Origin of the sequence: Arthrobacter sp. CAU 1506 (genome assembly GCF_005047635.1) — a bacterium.
Lineage (GTDB): Bacteria > Actinomycetota > Actinomycetes > Actinomycetales > Micrococcaceae > Crystallibacter.
Window position 1 is genome coordinate 96,605 of record NZ_SUKC01000009.1, and the last position, 19,208, is coordinate 115,812.

21 protein-coding genes and 1 riboswitch are annotated in these 19,208 nt (G+C 67.1%); of the genes, 11 read left to right on the forward strand and 10 right to left on the reverse strand.

The features are described 5' to 3' along the window. Positions 1–49 precede the first annotated feature (49 nt). The 6 genes from E4J89_RS11675 (at position 50) to E4J89_RS11700 (ending at position 6,634) form a co-directional block, all read left to right on the forward strand. Positions 50–1,597: an amidohydrolase gene (locus E4J89_RS11675; RefSeq protein ID WP_240691864.1), complete on the forward strand. Its 1,548-nt coding sequence runs from the start codon at positions 50–52 to the stop codon at positions 1,595–1,597. Between the two features lie 67 nt (positions 1,598–1,664). Next, positions 1,665–3,062 carry an MFS transporter gene (locus tag E4J89_RS11680; protein WP_240691865.1) on the forward strand — a complete coding sequence of 466 codons (1,398 nt, stop codon included), beginning with the start codon at positions 1,665–1,667 and terminating at the stop codon, positions 3,060–3,062. Further along, positions 3,059–3,871, forward strand: coding sequence for an FCD domain-containing protein (locus tag E4J89_RS11685; protein WP_136786315.1), 813 nt, complete (start codon positions 3,059–3,061; stop codon positions 3,869–3,871). The genes E4J89_RS11680 and E4J89_RS11685 overlap by 4 nt, the downstream gene beginning before the upstream one ends. A 178-nt stretch (positions 3,872–4,049) precedes the next feature. Next, a complete protein-coding gene (locus E4J89_RS11690) occupies positions 4,050–4,982 on the forward strand; it encodes a cytochrome b/b6 domain-containing protein (protein ID WP_136786316.1) in 933 nt (310 codons plus the stop codon). Between the two features lie 156 nt (positions 4,983–5,138). Beyond that, complete coding sequence (locus tag E4J89_RS11695) at positions 5,139–5,516, forward strand: hypothetical protein (RefSeq protein ID WP_136786317.1); 378 nt, start codon at positions 5,139–5,141, stop codon at positions 5,514–5,516. Positions 5,517–5,617: 101 nt separating this feature from the next. Then, the gene (locus tag E4J89_RS11700) at positions 5,618–6,634 is read left to right on the forward strand and encodes an alpha/beta hydrolase (protein ID WP_136786318.1); all 1,017 of its coding nucleotides are present in this window, start codon (positions 5,618–5,620) and stop codon (positions 6,632–6,634) included. 14 nt (positions 6,635–6,648) lie between these two features. Here E4J89_RS11700 and E4J89_RS11705 read toward each other — a convergent pair whose 3' ends face one another. Next, entirely contained in the window at positions 6,649–7,644 is a 996-nt protein-coding gene (locus E4J89_RS11705; protein ID WP_136786319.1) for an aldo/keto reductase, read from the reverse strand. 129 nt (positions 7,645–7,773) lie between these two features. Next, positions 7,774–9,402, reverse strand: a complete 1,629-nt coding sequence (locus E4J89_RS11710; protein WP_136786320.1) for an MDR family MFS transporter — start codon at positions 9,400–9,402, stop codon at positions 7,774–7,776. Positions 9,403–9,571: 169 nt separating this feature from the next. Here E4J89_RS11710 and E4J89_RS11715 point away from each other — a divergent pair, with 169 nt between their 5' ends. After that, positions 9,572–10,564, forward strand: coding sequence for an aldo/keto reductase (locus tag E4J89_RS11715; protein WP_136786321.1), 993 nt, complete (start codon positions 9,572–9,574; stop codon positions 10,562–10,564). A gap of 35 nt (positions 10,565–10,599) precedes the next feature. Here the strand turns inward: E4J89_RS11715 and E4J89_RS11720 are convergent, their stop codons facing one another. Continuing rightward, positions 10,600–11,106 carry a flavin reductase family protein gene (locus tag E4J89_RS11720; protein WP_136786322.1) on the reverse strand — a complete coding sequence of 169 codons (507 nt, stop codon included), beginning with the start codon at positions 11,104–11,106 and terminating at the stop codon, positions 10,600–10,602. A gap of 42 nt (positions 11,107–11,148) precedes the next feature. Next, positions 11,149–11,263, reverse strand: a riboswitch (SAM riboswitch). A gap of 102 nt (positions 11,264–11,365) precedes the next feature. Then, positions 11,366–12,235, reverse strand: coding sequence for a prephenate dehydratase (locus tag E4J89_RS11725; protein WP_136786323.1), 870 nt, complete (start codon positions 12,233–12,235; stop codon positions 11,366–11,368). Between the two features lie 95 nt (positions 12,236–12,330). Between E4J89_RS11725 and E4J89_RS11730 the strand changes: the two genes are divergently transcribed. Beyond that, positions 12,331–12,534, forward strand: coding sequence for a hypothetical protein (locus tag E4J89_RS11730; protein WP_136786324.1), 204 nt, complete (start codon positions 12,331–12,333; stop codon positions 12,532–12,534). On the opposite strand, the gene soxR is transcribed toward E4J89_RS11730, so the two are convergent. Then, a complete protein-coding gene (soxR, locus tag E4J89_RS11735; RefSeq protein ID WP_136786325.1) occupies positions 12,531–13,046 on the reverse strand; it encodes a redox-sensitive transcriptional activator SoxR in 516 nt (171 codons plus the stop codon). The two genes, E4J89_RS11730 and soxR, sit on opposite strands and share 4 nt — an antisense overlap. A gap of 97 nt (positions 13,047–13,143) precedes the next feature. On the opposite strand from soxR, the gene E4J89_RS11740 reads away from it, so the two are divergent. The 3 genes from E4J89_RS11740 to E4J89_RS11750 are packed head-to-tail and all read left to right on the forward strand — an operon-like array spanning position 13,144 to position 15,458. Then, entirely contained in the window at positions 13,144–14,118 is a 975-nt protein-coding gene (locus E4J89_RS11740) for a zinc-binding dehydrogenase (protein WP_136786326.1), read from the forward strand. After that, on the forward strand, positions 14,115–15,167 hold the full coding sequence (locus tag E4J89_RS11745; protein WP_136786327.1) for an MFS transporter: 1,053 nt from the start codon (positions 14,115–14,117) through the stop codon (positions 15,165–15,167). The genes E4J89_RS11740 and E4J89_RS11745 overlap by 4 nt, the downstream gene beginning before the upstream one ends. A gap of 12 nt (positions 15,168–15,179) precedes the next feature. Further along, positions 15,180–15,458: a hypothetical protein gene (locus tag E4J89_RS11750; protein ID WP_136786328.1), complete on the forward strand. Its 279-nt coding sequence runs from the start codon at positions 15,180–15,182 to the stop codon at positions 15,456–15,458. 55 nt (positions 15,459–15,513) lie between these two features. On the opposite strand, the gene E4J89_RS11755 is transcribed toward E4J89_RS11750, so the two are convergent. The 5 genes from E4J89_RS11755 to E4J89_RS11775 all read right to left on the reverse strand — a co-directional run bounded on the left by E4J89_RS11755 (position 15,514) and on the right by E4J89_RS11775 (position 19,051). Continuing rightward, complete coding sequence (locus tag E4J89_RS11755; RefSeq protein ID WP_136786329.1) at positions 15,514–16,086, reverse strand: NADPH-dependent F420 reductase; 573 nt, start codon at positions 16,084–16,086, stop codon at positions 15,514–15,516. A gap of 118 nt (positions 16,087–16,204) precedes the next feature. After that, positions 16,205–16,417, reverse strand: a complete 213-nt coding sequence (locus E4J89_RS11760; protein WP_136786330.1) for a hypothetical protein — start codon at positions 16,415–16,417, stop codon at positions 16,205–16,207. 331 nt (positions 16,418–16,748) lie between these two features. After that, positions 16,749–17,549, reverse strand: coding sequence for an amino acid ABC transporter ATP-binding protein (locus E4J89_RS11765; protein WP_136786331.1), 801 nt, complete (start codon positions 17,547–17,549; stop codon positions 16,749–16,751). Continuing rightward, positions 17,536–18,195, reverse strand: a complete 660-nt coding sequence (locus E4J89_RS11770; protein WP_136786407.1) for an amino acid ABC transporter permease — start codon at positions 18,193–18,195, stop codon at positions 17,536–17,538. The genes E4J89_RS11765 and E4J89_RS11770 overlap by 14 nt, the downstream gene beginning before the upstream one ends. A 37-nt stretch (positions 18,196–18,232) precedes the next feature. Beyond that, a complete protein-coding gene (locus tag E4J89_RS11775) occupies positions 18,233–19,051 on the reverse strand; it encodes an amino acid ABC transporter substrate-binding protein (protein ID WP_136786332.1) in 819 nt (272 codons plus the stop codon). Positions 19,052–19,208: the final 157 nt, after the last annotated feature.

The window sequence follows — 19,208 nt, forward strand, 5'->3', positions numbered from 1 at the left end:
TCCGCAGCGCCCCGCTGCGACCCGTATGGGTGTGTTCGGCGGAAGAATCGTGGGGTTTGATGCGGAACTGGAGGGCTGTACAGCCCTTGAGCGCTACGATCTAGGCGGCGCGCACGCGGTGCCGGGCTTCAACGACGCGCACCAGCACCTGAGCATGCGGGGGCGTCGACTCCGGTCGTTGGATCTGCGCGCGCACGTGGTGGGCAGCCTGGATGACCTGTACGCCGCCGTCGAGCTATTTGCCCGCGATCTGCCACCCGGAACGTGGATCAAAGGATCGGGATACGACCAGAACAAGATCGGCGCCCATCCCACGGCCGAGATGCTGGACAAGGTCTCGGCGGGCCACCCGGTCTGGCTTGAGCACGTTTCCGCGCACATGGGCGTGGCCAACTCCGAGGCTTTCCGGCTGGCCGGTTTCTCCGAAAGGTATGGAGTCCCCGACGTCGCGGGCGGTGCCGTAGAGCGCGACCCGTCGGGTCGGGCCGTCGGGCTGTTGCAGGAGACCGCACAGCGACTGGTCACGGACGCGTTTCGGCCCATAGGTACAGACGAAATCGTGGATTACATCAAGGCTGGCTCCGAGGTTGGTGTCTCGGAGGGCCTCACCAGCGCCACCGAACCCGGCATCGGGGCCATCGACCACATCGGCAACAGCACCATCGACTTGTACGCCTTCCAGCGGGCACGCGATGAAGGAGTACTCGACGTCCGGATGACGCTAATGCCGTACATCACCGTGCTGCGGGACATCGGCGCGTTGGAGGGGGAGTCGACGTGGCGCGGCCTGGACCTAGGCGTCCGGACGGGATTTGGCGACGACTACGTCCGCCTCGGGCCGACGAAGATTGCCACCGACGGTTCTTTGATCGGCCGATCGGCGTACATGTCCTGCTGCTACCACGACGACGGCGACAACCGCGGCTTCCTCCAGTTCGAAGAGGACGAGGTTCGGCTCCTGATCACTCAAGCGCACCGCGCTGGCTGGTCTGTCGCCGCCCATGCCATCGGTGATGCCGCTGTCGACGCAGCGCTGGATGCTTTCGAGATGGCCCAAGCCCAGTACCCCCGGCACGATCCTCGCCACCGGATAGAGCACTTTGCCGTGGCCAGCGACGCGCAGGTGGCCCGGCTGGTGGAGCTAGGGGTGACCGCAGTGCCTCAGGGGCGGTTCATTAGCGAACTCGGTGACGGCATGATGCGGGCATTGGGTCCGAGCCGGTCGCTGCAGTGCTATCGGATGGGTTCGCTGATCGAGGCCGGAGCAGTCCTTCCCGGCAGCAGCGACTCTCCGGTCGTGCACGGCGCGCCTTTGTTGAATATCCACGACATGGTCAACCGGCTCACTGCCGACGGCGTGCCACTGGCACCGAACGAAGCCGTCACCCCGGCGCAGGCACTGGAAGCCTACACTGCGGGATCTGCCTACGCGGCTGGCGAAGAGAAGACGAAGGGCCGGCTGCAGCGGGGAATGTTGGCTGACTTTGCGGTGCTCTCGGACGACTTGTTGGCAGTGGACCCGGGGGCCATTAAGGATATGTCAGTGGGGGCCACCATCATCGGCGGCCGGGTGGTTTTCAACGACGGGGCGCTGTAGGCCCTGTCGATCGCCCGGTTTCAGCGTCAGCTCGACGGGACAAACATCAAACGTCTAATGTTTAGGGATGACATTGGACCGGACCCAGACAGAATTTCCCGCGAGCGTGAAGGACGACGTCCGCGACGTCGCAGCGGTGGAGTTTGCTGACGCCCTGGTCCCGGAACTGCAGGTACCGGACGCGGCGCCTGAGCCCGCACCGGCCAGGGACGCGGCACCTGAGCCGGCCATGGTTCAGAACGCAGTCCAGAAGCCGGCCCCTGAGCCGGCCCCCGAGCCGGTTTCGGCCGCCCGCCGCCGCTGGCTGACCGCGGCGGCGGTGGCCGCCGTCGTCCTGATCGGGCTGAACCTGCGGGCGGGTATTGCCAGTGCGGCGGCGCTGTTCCACGATCTGCAGCAGTTGTTGGGCTACGGCCCGCTGGTCGCGGCGCTGCTGCCTACCGTCCCGGTGCTGTGCTTTGCTCTGGCCGGCGCGGCGACCGCCTGGCTGAGCAGCCGGATGGGGTTGGAACGGGCCATCGCGCTGGCGCTGGCGCTGTTGGCCGCAGGACTGGGGCTGCGCGGCGTGGAGTCGGTCGGCTTCCTGCTGGCGGGCACGGTGGTGTCCATGTCGGGGCTGGCGGTCTGCAACGTGGCGATGCCGACGTTCATCCGCAAGTACTTCGCGCACCGGCCGTCGACGATGACCGGCGCCTACACCATCTCCATGTCCGTGGGAGCAACGGTGGCCGCCGCCATCAGCGTGCCGCTGGCCCTGCAGTTGGAGTCACCGCTGCTCGGCCTGGCCGCGTGGGCGCTGCTGGCCGTCGTCGGACTGGCCGTCTTCCTGCCGATGACGTTTGTTGGCCGGCGCCGCCCGGCTGCCGGCACCCGCTCCCACCTGTCGCCGTGGCCGCTGCTGCGCACGCGCAAAGGTTTGTTGCTCACCGGGTTGTTCACCATCCAGGCCCTGCTGGTGTACACGGTGATGGGTTGGTTCCCGTACATCCTGATCTCCCGTGGGATGTCCTCGGCGGCGGCGGGGCAGACGCTGGCGCTGGTCCAGGTGGTCTCCATTCCGGCTGTCGTCCTGCTGCTGGCGATGGCGGCCCGGTCCGGCCTGCTGCGGCGGGCCTTCATGCTCACCTGCGCGGCCTCGCTGGCCGGCTATCTTGCCCTGCTGGTGCTGCCCGCGGAGCTGGCCGTGGTCCCGGCCATCCTGATCGGATTGGGATTCGGTGTCTTCCCGCTGCTGATGCTGGTGATCAGCCGCACCGGTTCCGACGCCGCCGAGACCACCGCGCTCTCCACGCTGGCCCAGTCTGTGGGCTACCTCTTCGCTGCGCTCGGCCCGTTCGGGTTGGGCCTGCTGCACGATGCCCTGGCTAGCTGGACCGTTCCACTGGTGCTGCTGGTGGCCGGCGCGGTGCTGCAGTTGCTGCTGGCGTACGGCGTGAGTTCCCTGGTGCGGGAGGGGCGGAAATGACCGCGGCTTCAGGGCAGGGCCCCTTGCACCGGCCGCCGCTGGCGGAAGAAGTCACCGCCCGGCTGCGCGAGTCCATCGCGGCGGGGCAATGGCCGCTGGGTGGACGGATCCCACCGGAGCCGGAACTGATGTCCAGCCTGGGCGTCTCCCGCGGCACATTGCGCGAGGCGGTCAAGGCCCTGGCCCACGCCGGCATGTTGGAGGTGCGCCGCGGCGACGGCACCTATGTGCGCGCCACCAGCGAGATCAGCGGCACCGCACGCCGTGCCTACCGCGAGTACGACGACGAGGATGTACTGCAGGTGCGGTTCGCCCTGGACACCCAGGCCGCCCGGCTGGCGGCACAAGCGGTGCAGGCGGCGCAGGAAGCACCCACGGCGCAGCCGGAACACACAGCGCAGCCGGAGCACACAGCGCAGCCGGAGCAATCGGAACAGACCGCCGCCCTAGAGACTCCTGCTCCGAACAACGGTCCGGTAGCGGCGATGCGCGGCATGCTTGCCCGGCGCCGGGAGGCGTGGGCCGAGCAGGATCTGGAGGGCTGGATCGCCGCTGACTGGGCCTTTCACCAGGCGGTGGCCGTGGCCTCCGGAAATCCGCTGCTGCATGAGCTGTATTCCACTTTTGGCGACGTGTTCCACGGGGCAAAGATGGCCCAGCGTTTGCGCGACGGCTTTGACGGGTGCCTGCGCGCCGGCCATGAGGACCTCGCGGATGCCATTGAAGCGGGCGACGCCGAGGCTGCGGCGCAGACGGTCATCGCCAACTTGCAGTACTGCTTGGCCTGGATGCCGCCGCGCACGCCATAGGTCCGCGCGGCAGGCAACTCGGGTCTCCACGCCCGTGGCGCAACGGCTGGCGGAGCGCCATGGGGGAGCCCACAACCAGCCACCGGTGGGGCTTGTGGCACGATCGCGCGCGGCCGGGGTACCTTGAATCACGAACCCCGGAATGTACGGGACGTGAGGGAACGAGGAAAAGCTGGCGATGTCCACTTCGACGAAACCGTCCGGAAGCACGCGCAAGACGTGGCTGAAGATCACCGCGGCAGTAGCGGGCGCCGTCGTCGTGCTGTTGCTGGTGGTGTTGCTGGCTAAATGGCTGCGGACCCTGCCGGGCGTGCAGGAGTTCCTGGTCACGTACCCGGGCACCTCTGAACTGCCCGAGTCGGCCCCGGTGGGGCTGCCGGCCTGGCTGGGCTGGCAGCATTTCCTCAACTTCTTCTTCCTGGTGCTGATCATCCGCACCGGGCTGCAGGTGCGCACCGGCACGCGCTCGCCGGCCTACTGGACGCGCAACAACCAGGGTCTGGTCAAGACCAAGAACAAGCCCACCAAAATCACGCTGAATCTTTGGTTCCACCTGACGCTGGATGCGCTGTGGGTGCTCAACGGCATCGTGTTCATGGTGCTGATCTTCGCCACCGGGCACTGGATGCGGATTGTGCCCACCAGTTGGGACGTTTTCCCGAATGCGCTGTCCACCGCCCTGCAGTACGCCTCACTCGACTGGCCGCTGGAAAACGGCTGGGTGAACTACAACGCCCTGCAGTTGCTGAGCTACTTCGCCACCGTCTTCATCGCTGCGCCGCTGGCCATCATTTCCGGCCTGCGCACCTCGGCCGCCTGGCCCAAGAAGGCCGCGGTAAACAAGTACTTCCCGATTGAGGCTGCCCGGGCCATCCACTTCCCGGTGATGGTGTACTTCGTCGCCTTCGTCGTGGTGCACGTGACGCTGGTGCTGGCCACCGGCGCCCTGCGCAACCTCAACCACATGTATGCAGCAACGGACGACGGCGGTTGGGCCGGCTTCTGGATCTTCGCCGCCTCGCTCGCGGTGACGGTTGCGGCGTGGTTCCTGGCCCGGCCGATCTTCCTGCGGCCGATCGCCTCGCTGACCGGAAAGGTCACCTCCCGCTGACCACGGACGTCACCTCGCGCTGACTTTCCAAGCCGCCTCCGGCTGGGCAGCGGCGTCACTTCCGAAGGACGCGCGGTCGGTCCTCTGCCGACCGCGACACGCTGCAGCCCGCGCGAGTGGCGGGTGCCGCGGCTTCGCGCGGCTACACTGCTCCTCGTGATCACTGTTGCGGCCGTTGCCGCGTGCTGCGTCCTCGCCCTGCTGGCCGTCTTCCAGATCCTGCTTGCCGCGGGCCTGCCGCTGGGCCGGTTCGCCTGGGGAGGCAGCCACCGCGTGCTGCCGGCCAAGTTCCGCATCGGCAGCGTGGTCTCCGTCATCCTCTATGCCCTCTTTGCGGTCATCCTCCTGGATCGGGCGCAGATAGTGGAGGCGCTGCCGGAGACTCTGTCCTCGGTGCTGATCTGGGTCTGGACGGCTTACCTGTTTGTGGGCGTGCTGATGAACGCCATCTCGCGCAGCAAGCCAGAGCGGTGGACCATGACGCCCGTCGCCTTGGTGCTGGGCGTGCTCAGCCTGGCGGTTGCCCTCAGCTGACGGGCTCGCTCCGGACCGTACACGGGAGAGACAAAATCGGGGCTTGCCCCGCGCGCAACGCAGGCTCACGATTGGTTCACCACGCCAATCGGGAGGCAGCCATGCAGGTCCGTTTCCGCCGCGCACTGATGGTCCTTGCGGTGATGGCGGCTGTCCCGGCCGCCCTTGCCGGCGGCGTGGTCCTCTGGCTGCGCTTCAGCCCCCGGCCGCTGGCGGTGTTGCTTCGGGTATTGGCCGAGCGGGATGGCCGGCGCACCGCCCACGCCATGACCCGCCATGTGCCGGACGGCGTCAGCGAAATCCTGGACCAGCAGTACCTCAGCAACCATGGCCACACCTACTTGGACGTGTTCTTCCCGGACGAGGCCGCGCGGGACTCGCTACGCTTGCCCACGATCGTTTGGATCCACGGCGGAGCCTGGATCTCCGGCACCAAGGACGACGTCGCCAATTACCTCCGGATCCTGGCCTCCTATGGCTTCACCACGGTGGGCGTGGACTATTCGCTGGCGCACAAGCGGCGCTACCCGGCGCCGGTGCGCCAGAGCGCCGCGGCCCTGCGCTATCTGGAGCACAATGCCGAGCGGCTGCACATCGATACCGAGCGGGTGGTGCTCGCCGGGGACTCGGCCGGGGCTCAGATCGCGGCGCAGTTGGCGCTGGTGGTCTCAGACCCGAAGTACGCCACCAAGCTGGGCATCGCCTCGCCGACGACTCCAGACCGGCTGCGCGCGGTGCTGTTGCATTGCGGCGCCTATGACCTGTCGCTGGCGGGGGCGGACCAAGCCGGGAACCAGAACTACCTGCGCACCGTGCTGTGGTCCTACACCGGGGCCAAGGATTACCTGGAGCGGCCGTACATTGCCCTGGCCTCCGTGGCCCGGCATGTGGGCGGCAACTTCCCGCCGGCGTTTGTCGCCGCGGGCAATACCGACCCGCTGCTGCCGCACTCACTGGCGCTGGTCAAGGCGCTCCAGAAGAACGGCACTCCGGTCGAGGAATTCTTCCCGCAAACAACTGCCGGGCTGGGGCACCAGTTCCAGTTCAACCTGGATCTGGAGGCGGCCTGGCGGGCGCTGGAGCGCAGCGTGCAATTCCTCCGCCAGTACACGGCTTGAGTGTTTGCGCCCCGCTAGGCGGCGGCGAACTCCTCCGTGTCCACGTCCGCTTGGGCGGCCGTGTTGTAGCGGGGCCCGTGGACGGTGCCCTGGTTGATCAGCGCCTCCAGCCGCTGCAGCACGGCGGCCTCCAGCGCCACCTCCGCGGCGGCCAGGTCCTCGTCCAAGTGGGCGGTGCTCCGGGTGCCGGGCAGCGCGATGACATGCTCGCCGCGGGAGATCACCCAGGCGAGGGCAAGCTGGGCAGGTGAGCAGCCGGCGTCGTCCGCGATGGAACGGAATCCATCAAGCAGCGCCAGATTCTGCGGGTAGTTCTCCGGCAGGAAGCGCGGCATGCCGCGGCGGATGTCCTTCTCCGGCAGCGCCGATGGGTCACCCAGGGTGCCGGTGAGGAACCCGCGCGCCAGTGGGCTGAAGGCGACGAAGGCCGTGCCAAGCTCCGCGCAAGCGGCCAGCGTGCCCAATTCGGGGTTGCGCGTCCAGAGCGAGTATTCGGTCTGCAGGGCGGCGATCGGATGCACCGCATGCGCCCGGCGCAGGGTTGCGGCGGAGACTTCGGACAGGCCGATTGCACCGATCTTTCCGGCGGTAACCAGCTCGGCCAGCGCGCCGACCGACTCCTCGATCGGGATGGTCTTGTCCCAGCGGTGCAGATAGTAGAGGTCAATGTGGTCGGTGCGCAGCCGTTGCAGCGCCGCGTCGCAGGTAGCCTTGAGCGTTTCCGGGCGTCCGTCGATGACCCGCCGGCCGTCCACGCTGGTCATGCCGCATTTGCTGGCCAGGAAATACTCGTCCCGCCGCGGGCCCAGCACCTCACCGACCAGTTGCTCGTTCGCGGCGGCACCGTAGAGCGCGGCGGTGTCAAAGTGCCGCACACCCGAGTCCAGTGCATGCAGCAGAAGTTTTGCCGCGTCCGCGCGGGTTGGCGGTACCCCGTAGGCGTGGCTGAGGTTCATGCAGCCCAGCCCAATGCTGCCGACGTCCAGCGTGCCGATGGTTCGCGTAGTCATGCTTTTACGTTACACAGCCGCACCGGCTGCCGCCGTCCAGCAAGCCGCGAGACGGGCATTCCGCCGGCCGCCGGACGGGCATCCAGCCGGCAGCTCCGGCCTGCTCCGGCCTGCGCCAACCTGCTCCGGCTAGTCTCCCCGGTTGCCGGGTGTGCCCACTTCCTCGGAGAGCGGGATCTCCTTGACGAAGCAGGCAAGGACCAGGGCGGCCAGCACGATGGGCACGGCGTACAGATAGATCGGCGGCAGTGCCTGGGCGAAGGCATGCGCGATGAACTCCTGGGCCGGTGCCGGCAGCGACGCGAGCACCGCGGGACCGAGCGAACCGAAGCGTTGGCCGCCGCCTGAGCCAAGCGCCGTCACCATGCCTGGCGGCACTGCCGAAAATTGCTCGGTCAGCCGGCTGATGAAAATAGCTCCGAAGAGTGAAATGCCGAAGGTTGCGCCGATCTGGCGGAAGTAGTTGGTGGCCGAGGTGGCCGTGCCCAGGTCCCGGCGCCGGACGCTGTTCTGCACGATTAGCACCAGGTTCTGCATGATGGAGCCCAGTCCCAGCCCGAGCACCAGCATGCCGGCGGCGGTGAACGCGTACGGTGTGGTGTCCGAAATCTGCGAGAGCATGACCAGCCCCGCCGCGATCAGCACGGTGCCGAGGATCGGGAAGATCTTGTAGCGGCCGGTGCGTGTCACCAGCTGCCCGGTTGCGGTGGTGGCTCCCACCATGCCCACCGTCATCGGAATCATCATCAGGCCGGACTCGGTGGCGCTGGCCCCGTTCACCATCTGCAGGAACGTGGGCAAATAGGCGATCGCCGAGAACATCGCGATGCCCACGCACACACCCATCAAGGTAGGCAGCGTGAAGTCCCGGTCCCGGAACAGCCGCAGCGGCAGTACCGGCTCCACGGCCCGGCGCTCGGCCAGCACGAACAACACCGAAGCGACCACGGTGACCGCGCCGAGCCCGATGATCACCGGGCTGTCCCACGGATAGGTGGTCCCGCCCCAGCTGGTGAACAAGATGACAGCCGCACTGGCGACGGCCAGCAGGAAGGTACCCAGGTAGTCCAGCTTGGGCCGCGGGCCGCCCGGTTTGTGCAGGTGCAGCGTGGTGGTGATGACCGCCAGCGCCGCCGCTCCGAGCGGCAGGTTGATGTAGAAGACCCAGCGCCAGTTCCAGTGGTCGGTGATGAATCCGCCCAGCAGCGGTCCGCTGACCGAGGCGAGACCGAAGGCGGCCCCGATCAGGCCCATGTACTTGCCGCGTTCCCGCGGCGAAACGAGGTCTCCGATGATCGCCTGCGCGCCGATCATCAACCCGCCGCCGCCCACCCCCTGGATGGCGCGGAAGGCAATCAGTTGCGGCATGCTCTGGGCCATGCCGGAGAGCATGGAGCCGCCCAGGAACACCGCGATCGCGAAGATGAAGATGCTCTTGCGCCCGAAGAGGTCGCCGAGCTTGCCATAGATCGGCAGCCCGATGGTGGCGGCCAGGATGTAGGCGGTGATCACCCAGGAGATGTGCTCCAGCCCGTTCAGGTCCCCGACGATCGTGGGCAGCGCGGTCGAAACAATGGTCTGGTCCAGCGCGGCGAGCAGGACGGCGAGCATCAGCCCGAGGAACACCACCGTGACCCGCGGCTGCGACGTGGTCGTGCCGTCCCGGATACGGTCCCGGTCCGTGGGTGCGGAAACCGGTGCTGCCGAAGGACCGAAGGGCTGGTCTGGACCTCGGTCGGGACTGGGAGGAACTGCCATGGTGTAACTTCCTGGCGGTGCGGGTGGCGCAGGCGGCCTGATGGTGGTTGCCTGGGGACGCTATCGCCCCGCGACTGTTACCGTACTGCCGTCCGCGGGGCGGCACAACCCCCGGTTTCGGCGCCGTGTTGACGTACTCTGGAAGCCTGCCCAGCGAAGGGACATGCCAATGGACGACGCCGGATCCCGCCTGATTTTCGGCTGCATGGGGTTGGGCGGTGGCTGGGGGCGCGGCCCGCTGGAAGCAGCCGATGTCGCTGCCGCGCACACTGCCGTGGACGCGGCGCTGGACATCGGCATCAGCGTATTTGACCACGCCGACATCTACGCCTACGGCAAGGCGGAGGCAGCGTTCGGCCGGGTGCTGGCCGATCGCCCGGAACTTCGCGAGACCATCCAGCTGCAAACCAAATGCGGCATCCGGCTGCCGGCTCCGGGGCTGGCCGGCCACTACGACTCATCGCGCGAGGCCATTGTGGGCAGCACCGAGGAAAGCCTGCGCCGCCTGCACACCGATTACGTGGACACGCTGCTGATCCACCGGCCGGATCCGCTGGCCCCGGCTGAAGAGATTGCCGAGGCCTTCACCCGCCTCCGGCTGGCCGGGAAGGTCCGCCGGCTGGGCGTCTCGAACATGTCCGGCGAGCAGATGCGGTGGCTTCAGGCGGCGCTGGATGAGCCACTTGCAGCGAACCAGTTGGAAATGAGCCTGTACCGGCGGGACTGGCTTGAATCAAGCGTGCTGGTCAACCATCCGGAAGGGTCGGCGGTCGGCTTTCCGCACGGCACCCTGGAGTATTGCGCTGCCCACCGGGTTGAACTGCAGGCCTGGGGCTCGCTGGCCCGGGGCCGCTACAGCGGCCGGCCCGTGGAACCGGCCGCCGGCGCGCAGGACGCCCCCGGCGCAGGGACGGCAGCGGGCGGCCCGGATGGAGCGACGGCGGCGCTGGTCGCCGAGCTGGCCCGGGACAAGGGCTGCACCCAGGAAGCCGTGGTGCTGGGCTGGCTGCTGCGCCATCCGGCCACCATCCGGCCGGTTGTCGGGACCAGCAACCCGGACCGCATCAAAGCCTGCGCCCAGGCCGAGGAGATCGGCGCCGCGATGACCCGGCAGGAATGGTACGCCCTGTGGGTGGCGGCCCGAGGGCGCCCGCTGCCGTAAACAGCTGGCCTAGACGGCTGCCCTCAACCGTGGCCCTAGACGAAGACGGGCTGCTCCAGCCGGCGGAAGGCAGAGTCGTGGAAGACCAGCGGTTCGTGCGCGCCGTCGTGCGTGGTCAGTCCGTGCACCTCCAACAGCACCACCTGGTGGTCCCCAGCCGGGAACTCCTGGTGCACGGAGCAGTCCAGCCACAGCGCCGCGTCGTTGAGGAAGAGCGCGTCCTGGTCGGTGCGGTGCAGGCTCAGCCCGGCGAAGCGGTCGCCGTTCTTGGAAGCAATCTGGCGGCAGACGCCGTCGTGCTCGGTGCCCAGCACCGAAACGCCGATGCGCCCGGCCTGGCGCACCACCGGCCACGTCCGGGAGGTGTTCTGGACGGCGAACATCACCAGCGGCGGCTCCAGCGAAACGCCCACGGTGAAGGAGGAGGCGACGATGCCCTGGGGTTTGCCGTCGATGACGGCGCAGAGGGCCGCGATCCCGGAGGGGAAACGACCGAAGGCGGAGCGCAGGGTGTTCGGGGTCAAGTCGTTGTGCAGGGACATGGCCATCCTTGAAGCTAGGGCGCATCCGCTGCTGCCGGAGGATACGCGTACTTGCCTGCCGACAAACCCGGCGGGCCGAATCATCACCTGGAGCACCCCGCTACGGTAGAGGGTTGCCGGCCAACCAGCCAGGGCTGAGAAGTTGGCGCTCGTGATTCATTTCCAAGGTAAGAGCCGGAAGTGGCCCCGGTCAAACACGGGTAACAGTTCGTTAAGAACCCTGGGAGGCGCTCTGCGTGCCGCTCGGCAGGCGCTTCCCTTAGGCGCCGGCCGGCTGTTCCGCGCCGCGGTGCAGCCGGAACGGGTGGGCCGGGTAGACGCCGAGTATCCGGATTTCGGTGGTGAAGAATTCCAGTTCCTCGAAGGCATGGACCATGGACTGGTCCTCCGGATGGCCCTCGACGTCCACCATGAACATGGTGGCCGCGAATTCGCCGCCCACCATGTAGCTCTCCAGCCGGGTCATGTTGATGCCGTTGGTCGCGAAGCCGCCCAAGGCCTTGTACAGCGCAGAGGGAACGTTCCGCACCCGGAAGACAAAGCTGGTCACGGCGGGACCGGGCAGTTCCTCGCGGCTGGGGACGGGCCGGCTATCGGCCAGGACCACGAACCGGGTGGTGTTCGTCGGATCGTCTTCCACCTTTTCGGCGAAGACTTCCAGGCCGTACAGCTCCGCAGCCATCGGCGGCGCGAGCGAGACCTTGGTCGGGTCGTTCCATTCGGCCACTTCGCGGGCCGAGCCGGCAGTGTCGCCCGCGATGACCGGAGTCAGTCCCAAGCGGCGGATCAGCTTGCGGCACTGGCCCAGGGCATGGATATGGCTGTGCACCTCGCGGGCCTGTTCCACCGTGGCGCCCGGGATGCCCAGCAGGCTGAAGCGGATGGGCAGGAAGAATTCCTCCACGATCTGCAGCGTGGTCTTGGGCAGCAGGGCGTGGATATCCGCCACCCGGCCGGCGATCGAGTTGTCGATCGGAATCATGGCCAGCTCGGTCTCGCCGCTGGTGACGGCGGCGAAGGCGTCTTCAAAGCTGGCGCACGGCACCGCGTCCCACCCTGGACGGACCTCAAGGCACGCCATATGCGAGTTGGAGCCGGGTTCACCTTGGTACGCGATTGCTGGAGCCATGGGCGAAATTATCCCACCCGGACAGCACAGCGCTTCATTCGGCGGGACACCTTCGGCGTCACAAAGCCGGACGATCCGCCGATACAGTGGAGAACGTGGAAGGACCCAACCCCCGTGCCGTTGCCCTGTGGCTGGCGGCTGCCGTCGTCGCCCTTTTCGCCGTCAGCCTGACGGTGATGCCGTCCATCATGGGGCTGGACGTGATGCCGGCACTGATCGTGGTGTCCGTGCTGCTGCTGGCTGCCGCCGGCGTGCTGGCCGGAATGGCTATTGCGGCCAAGCGGTCGGGACGGCGCTAGGTCCGGCCGGCTGAGGCAACCACAGCGCTGGCCCCGCGGTTGTCCGCAGGGCCTACCTGCGGATCCTCCGGCAACAACCGTCGCGCTCCCGGGCCGCTTTGACCGAGCCTGTCGGCTGGATTGTAGAGCGTGCAGGACCGCAAGGAGAGGCAGCCGCAGCCAATGCAGCCGGTGAGATCGTCGCGCAGGCGCTGCATTTCATCGATCCGCGCGTCCAGATGATCCCGCCATCCCGCAGACAGCGTTGCCCAGTTGGCCTTGGTGGGCGCACTGTCCCGTGGGAGCGAGTCCAGCGCTGCCTTGATCTCGCGCAGCGGGATGCCCACTTGCTGCGAGACCCGGATGAACGCGACTCGGCGCAGCATATGCCGTGGATATCGCCGCTGGTTCCCGGACGTGCGACGGCTGCTGATCAGCCCTTCCCGTTCATAAAAATGAAGTGCTGAAATGGCGGCCCCGCTGCGCTTGGACAGCTCGCCGGGGGTCAGTTCCTTCACGTTGGCCGCGGGCATGGTGACGGTCGCCCTCCTTCCTCTTGACCTGAAGCCTAGTTGAGGTTGTCGACTGGGGAAGTCCCGTAGTTGCAGGCAACAGACCCAAGGAGAAACTATGCACGCAATAGTCCAGCGCGAATTCGGCGGCCCGGACGTTTTGGTCTATGAGGAGCTTCCGGATCTTGCTCCCCAGGCCGGGCAGGTTCGCATCGCGGTTGGCGCCAGCGGTGTGCACTTGCTCGACACCAGCATCCGCAATGGCACCAGCTTCGGTGCGCTGCCCCGGCCGGAGCTGCCGATGGTTCCTGGGCGTGAAGTGGCCGGTGTGGTGGACCGGGTGGGGCCAGGGGTGGACGCACAGTGGCTGGGCAAGCGGGTGGCCGTCCATTTGGGCATGGCCAGCGGCGGCTACGCTGAGCAGGCGCTGCCAGCAGTGGATTCCTTGCACGAGCTGAATGCTGGCCTCGGCTTTGACGCCGCGGTCGCTGCGATCGGCACCGGTCGGACCGCCACCGGCATTCTCGACCAGCTCGCGCTTGGCGCCGAGGACACCGTAATGATCCCGTCGGCCGCCGGCGGGCTGGGCATCCTGTTGGTTCAGGCGGCGCGGAACGCGGGGGCCACCGTGATTGGACTTGCCAGCGGGCCGGCGAAGGCTGCCCATGCGCTGAACGCGGGCGCCGGCGTCGTTGTTGATTACCGTGTCCGGGGCTGGCAGCAGCAGTTGCGCAAACTCGGCCGCCCCACCGTGGTGTATGACGGCGTGGGTGGGGAAGTGGGGCGGCTCGCCTTTGAGCTGTTGGCCGAGGGCGGGACCCAACTGGTGTTCGGCTGGTCATCGGGTGAGGAAAACACTTACCGGCACGAGGGCAAGACGGCGGTGACGATCTTGGGACCGGCGCTCACAGCGCGCGCCGGCGGGCTGCGGTCATTGGAGACGGAAGCGCTGGAGCGCGCGGCGGACGGCACGCGGATGCCGCTGACGGACACCCGCTTCCCGCTCTCGCGGGCGGCCGAGGCACACCGTGCGCTGCAGGCGCGGGAAAGCTTCGGCAAGCTGGTCCTGGTTGCTGAGGGGACCCACGCGTGAGCGTGGTTCTGGCGCCGGCGCCGCTGCTGTCCCGCTCCTACCGCGCCACCACGGCAGGGCTGTTTGCGCTGGCCTTCCTCTTCGCCTTCGAATCAATGGCCGTGGCCACGGTCATGCCTGTGGTCGGCCGGGAACTCGACGGACTGGCAGCCTACGCCATTGCCTTCTCGGCCCCGATGGCCGTCTCCGTGCTTGGTATCGCGCTGGCCGGGAGTTGGACCGACTCGCGCGGCCCGGCACCGGCATTGCGCTGGGGTGTGGGCCTGTTCTCGCTGGGGCTCGCCGCGGCCGCGCTGGCGCCCACCATGGCGGTGTTTTTGGTGGGACGGGGTGTCCAAGGCTTTGGTTCCGGCCTGGCCGGCGTCGGCATGTACGTACTGATCGCCAAGGCCTACCCGCAAGCGATGCGCCCCCGGGTGTTCACCGTACTGACCAGCGGTTGGGTGCTGCCGGCGCTGGTCGGGCCCGCGGCCGCGGGGGCGCTGAACGAACTGTTGGGCTGGCGCTGGGTCTTCGGTCTTGCGCCTGCCCTGGCCGTGGTCGCGTGGCTGGCCCTGGTTCCTGCCCTGCGCCGCACCTCGGGCACCGGGGCTGTGAAGAACGACGGCGCCCGTGCGGCCTGGGCGGCTGCCGTCGCCGCCGGGATTCTCGGTGTGGGATACGCGGGGCAGCGCGAGACGGAATGGTGGGTGCTGTTGTTCTCGGTGTCCGTCGCCGCAGTGCTCCTTGCAGCACCTCGGCTGCTGCCGCCGGGCACGTGGACGCTGCGCCGCGGTCTTCCGGCCGTCATTGCGGTTCGCGGCTTGGTCGGCTCGGCATTCTTGGGCGCGGAGGTCTACCTGCCGCTGGCCTTGGTGCAGCAGCGAGGTTTCAGCCCCGTACAGGCCGGACTGTTGCTGACGGCATCGGCCGTGGCGTGGTTCGCCGGGTCCTGGCTGGCGGCAAACGTGCGGTATCTGGCCCACAAGGTTCGGCGCGTGGGACTCGGAGCTGCGATGCTGACCTTCGGCGTAGGGGTCTCGGTACTGAGCATTGACGCCGGCACATGAATTGGAATAGTCGTGGCCGGTTGGTCCGTGGCGGGACTCGGAATCGGCATGGCCTTTTCCACGCTCTCCGTGCTGATGCTGGACCGCTCCGAAGACGGGGAAGAAGGCGCGAACAGTTCTGCCATGCAGATCAACGACGCAGTGGTGCAGTCCCTTTGGCTGGCGTTGGGAAGTGTCGCCTTCGCACTGTTGCTGCCTGTTGCCCCGCTCTGGGCGTTCGTGCTGGCGTTCGGCAGTTCATTCCTGCTGGCCGCCGCCGCGCTGCTGCTGGTCAGGCGGCTGCGAAACTAATGGCAGCCGCCGGAGGGCGGAAGTGATGAGTTTCGACCGCCCGGCGAGGAAGTGGTCAGGCGACGACCCCAAAGCCTCCGGTCCACGGGAGCTTCTCGGCAGCTGCCAGGGAGATCTGCAGGAATCCAAGGGCCTCGAGTTCCCTGGCCCGGGACAGTGCGCCGGCATCGATGGCGTTCAGCCCGGCGGCAGTGACCACCTCGGCAAGCTGGGACTTGGCTGCGGCGTCGTCCCCGGCCATCAGCACGGTGGTGGTTAGGTCGCCGACCGTGCCGGAGGACAGCGTGGCGGCGAAGGTGGTGTTGAAGGCCTTGACCACATGAGAATTCGGCAGCGAGGCGCTGAGTTCGGCTGCTGCCGAGCTGTCAGAGGGCACGGTGAGCGAGTCGAATGTTTCAAAGTTCATCGGGTTGGTGATGTCGACCACGACCTTGCCGGCCAACTGGTCGCCGCGGCTGCGAACGATGTCAGACAGGGCGGGGTAGGGCACCGCGAGGATAACAATATCGCCGGTGACGGGCCGGTCGTCGTCGTGCTCGAACGTATCGACCACGTTCCCGCCCTTGCTGACGACGCTGGAGATGGCTTGGCCCATGTTGCCGGTACCGATGATGCTGACGTTGGCCACGGGAACGCTCCTCAGATTGCCGGATGGCTACAGGTACGAGCGAAACGGTAGCAGCCTAGGGTCCGGAGTCAAGGCTGCAGGAGCATCTGCTGGCGGACTCGGCCGTTGCCGAAAGGTTTTAGCTGAGGTGTGATTCCTGGGTGATGCCGTAGGGCACATCGTCGCTCAGCTCCACGGTGAACTGCCCGGGGCCGGTGCGGGTCACCATGATGCCGCAATCAGCGTCAATGGCGGCGATTTTCTGCAGTTCTTCCACCGCAGCGTTGAGGAGGTCGTGGGCCTCGGAGGCCGTTTGAGCCGTCAAAGACTTGGTAGCCAAAGTCGTGGCCATGGTTCTGCCTTTCGTGACCGGATGCTGCCGCAGAGGAGAAAGCGCGGTTGGTAGCTTCCGACCGGAACGTGGTGCCCCATGCGGAACGGTGCATGGAATATTACATTGTGCCATTTCAATGGACATCAGATGAATTTTCAAGGGGTGTGGCGCGCAACATCTCCGGCACTTTCGCCGCGCTGGCGCGGAAATACGCGGAATTACCGGCCAGTAAGTGTGGTCAAAAATACGCGCAGCGGCCGACCGGAAGGGTAGGGCAGCCGATGCCGGGAAGCATGAGCTACCGCCACATGCCGGCGCGAACTCGGGGACACTGCGTGCGGCCCGAGGCCTAGAACGGGTTGAGCAACCGGTGGACGAACTGCCGGGTGCGCTCTTCCTGCGGGTCGCGCAGCACCTGGTCCGGGTGGCCGCGCTCCACCACCACGCCGCCGTCCATGAACACCACTTCGCTGGCCACTTCCCGGGCGAATGCCAGTTCGTGGGTCACCAGGGCCATGGTCCAGCCTTCATCGGCCAGTTCCTTGATCACGTGCAGCACGTCGCCCACCAGTTCCGGGTCCAGCGCCGAGGTGGGCTCGTCGAAGAGCAGCAGCGAGGGTTTCAGAGCCAGCGCCCTGACGATGCCGACCCGCTGCTGCTGTCCGCCGGAGAGCTGGTGCGGGTATTGGTCTTCTTTCCCGGCCAGCCCCACCCGGTCCAACAGCGACATCGCGTCGCTGACGGCCTCGGCCCGGGGCCGCTTCTGCACCTGGACGGGGCCCTCGATGACGTTCTGCAGCACGGTCATGTGGGGAAACAGGTTGTAGTGCTGGAACACCATGGCGCTGCGGTCCCGCAGCGCGGAAATCTGCTTGCGGTTCACCGGCGAGCCGAAGTCCACGGCGGGGCCGCCCGCGAAGGCGACCCGTCCGCCGTCGGGAATTTCCAGGCCGTTAAGGCAGCGGAGCACGGTGGTCTTGCCAGAGCCGGAGGGCCCGATCAGCGCCAACACCCCTCCGGTCTGCACCGACAGGTCGATGGACTTGAGCACCTGGTTGCTGCCGAATGACTTGCTCAGCCGGTCAACAGACAGCACGGGCGCCGTCTTGGCACCGGGCTGAGGGACGGAGGAATCGTCAGTGGGCGACATAGCGGTCCAGCCTCTTTTCCAGTCGGGTTTGCCCGGCGGACAGGACCAGGCAGAACACCCAGTAGACGGCCGCGGCCTCCATGTACAGCAGCAGGAATTCCTGGCTGAAGGCGGCGATTTCCTGAGCCACCCGGAATGCTTCGGTGACCAGGATCAGCGAGGCGAGGGACGTGTCCTTGACCAGTGAGATGAAGGTGTTGGACAGCGGCGGCACCGATACCCGTGCGGCCTGCGGCAGGATGATCCGCCGCATGGTGAGGGTGCCGGACATGCCGATGGTGTGGCCGGCTTCCCACTGTCCCTTGGGGACGGACAGGACCGCGGCGCGGATGATTTCAGCCGCATAGCCGCCCACGTTCATGGAGAAAGCGATGATCGCGCTGGGCCAGGGGTCGAGAACGATGCCGATCGACGGCAGGCCGTAGAAGATGACGAACAGCTGCACCAGCAGCGGGGTGCCGCGGATGACCGAGATGTAGGCCCGGGCGATGCCGGCCAAGATCCGGTTGCCGCTCACCCGCATCAACGCGAGGAGAAGCGCCAGGACCAGGCCAATGGCGAAACTGGCCAGCGACAGCGGGATAGTGCCGGTCAGTCCGCCCTGGACAATAGGCCAGAGCGAACTGGCCAGCAGTTCCCAATCGATGTCCATATGGCTACGTTAGCGTCTCCAGTCCTGCCGCCTACTGGCTGACGTCGGTGCCGAAGTACTTCTCGGAGATTTTGGCCAGCGTGCCGTCCGCCCGCAGCTCGTCCAGCGCCGTGTCGAAGGCCTTCACCAGGTCGTCGCTGCCCTTCTGAAAGGCGAAGGCGCTTTGCGACTCCTCATCCGTCTTCGCGGCCACCTTGATGTCCTTGTTGTCATGGCTGGCCTGGTAATCCAAGTAGGTGAGCTCGTCATTGATGGTGGCGTCCACGCGGCCCTGCTCCAGCAGCGACACGGCCTGCGCCCAGCCTTCGACCGACTGGACCTTGGCGCCGGCCTGCTCGGCGATCTTGTACCAGTTGCTGGTCAGCGACTGTGCGCTGGTCTTGCCCTCCAGGTCCGCCACCGACGAAATGTCGTTGTTGTCGCTCTTCACCACGACGACGCCGGTGCTCACCGTGTAGGGCTCGGAGAAGTCGTACTTGGCCTGGCGCTGTTCGTTGATCGAGACCTGGTTGGCGATCACGTCAAAACGGCCGGCGTCCAACCCGGCGAAGATGGCGTCCCACTGGGTTTCTTCAAACTTCACGTCCACGCCCAGCTTCTCGGCCACGGCGGTGACGATTTCGACGTCGTAACCGGTCAGCTTTCCGCCGCCGTCTTCGTGGAAGCTGAACGGGCGGTAGGTGCCCTCGGTACCCACCGTGATCACGCCGGCGTCCTGGATTTCCTGCAGGGTGCTGGCGGCTGCCGAGCTCGACGGCTGCGACTCCGACGGCGTGGAGGTGCTGCAGCCGGCCAGCACCAAGGCGGCAGCTGCGGCGGCACCGAGCACTGACAAACGACGACGAATCATGATGGGGATTCCTTGTGATCTAGGAGTATGAACCTGCCGGTGGGGTGGCCGGAGGATGCTGAACGCTAGCACGTACAACAACCGTCACCTCAAGATATGTTCCGAACTGTGTCGGTACTGTGAGCAGCGGCACGCTGCCGCGCCCCTGGCTGTCGGC

What these genes read in the sequence shown, in the direction of transcription:
- E4J89_RS11705 (WP_136786319.1), bottom strand. Translation starts at nt 7,644, where the DNA reads ATGACTACGCGAACCATCGGCACGCTGGACGTCGGCAGCATTGGGCTG.
- E4J89_RS11760 (WP_136786330.1), bottom strand. Translation starts at nt 16,417, where the DNA reads ATGGCCACGACTTTGGCTACCAAGTCTTTGACGGCTCAAACGGCCTCC.
- E4J89_RS11685 (WP_136786315.1), top strand. Translation starts at nt 3,059, where the DNA reads ATGACCGCGGCTTCAGGGCAGGGCCCCTTGCACCGGCCGCCGCTGGCG.
- soxR (WP_136786325.1), bottom strand. Translation starts at nt 13,046, where the DNA reads ATGCCCGCGGCCAACGTGAAGGAACTGACCCCCGGCGAGCTGTCCAAG.
- E4J89_RS11715 (WP_136786321.1), top strand. Translation starts at nt 9,572, where the DNA reads ATGGACGACGCCGGATCCCGCCTGATTTTCGGCTGCATGGGGTTGGGC.
- E4J89_RS11775 (WP_136786332.1), bottom strand. Translation starts at nt 19,051, where the DNA reads ATGATTCGTCGTCGTTTGTCAGTGCTCGGTGCCGCCGCAGCTGCCGCC.
- E4J89_RS11690 (WP_136786316.1), top strand. Translation starts at nt 4,050, where the DNA reads ATGTCCACTTCGACGAAACCGTCCGGAAGCACGCGCAAGACGTGGCTG.
- E4J89_RS11720 (WP_136786322.1), bottom strand. Translation starts at nt 11,106, where the DNA reads ATGTCCCTGCACAACGACTTGACCCCGAACACCCTGCGCTCCGCCTTC.
- E4J89_RS11700 (WP_136786318.1), top strand. Translation starts at nt 5,618, where the DNA reads ATGCAGGTCCGTTTCCGCCGCGCACTGATGGTCCTTGCGGTGATGGCG.
- E4J89_RS11680 (WP_240691865.1), top strand. Translation starts at nt 1,665, where the DNA reads ATGACATTGGACCGGACCCAGACAGAATTTCCCGCGAGCGTGAAGGAC.
- E4J89_RS11710 (WP_136786320.1), bottom strand. Translation starts at nt 9,402, where the DNA reads ATGGCAGTTCCTCCCAGTCCCGACCGAGGTCCAGACCAGCCCTTCGGT.
- E4J89_RS11765 (WP_136786331.1), bottom strand. Translation starts at nt 17,549, where the DNA reads ATGTCGCCCACTGACGATTCCTCCGTCCCTCAGCCCGGTGCCAAGACG.
- E4J89_RS11725 (WP_136786323.1), bottom strand. Translation starts at nt 12,235, where the DNA reads ATGGCTCCAGCAATCGCGTACCAAGGTGAACCCGGCTCCAACTCGCAT.
- E4J89_RS11740 (WP_136786326.1), top strand. Translation starts at nt 13,144, where the DNA reads ATGCACGCAATAGTCCAGCGCGAATTCGGCGGCCCGGACGTTTTGGTC.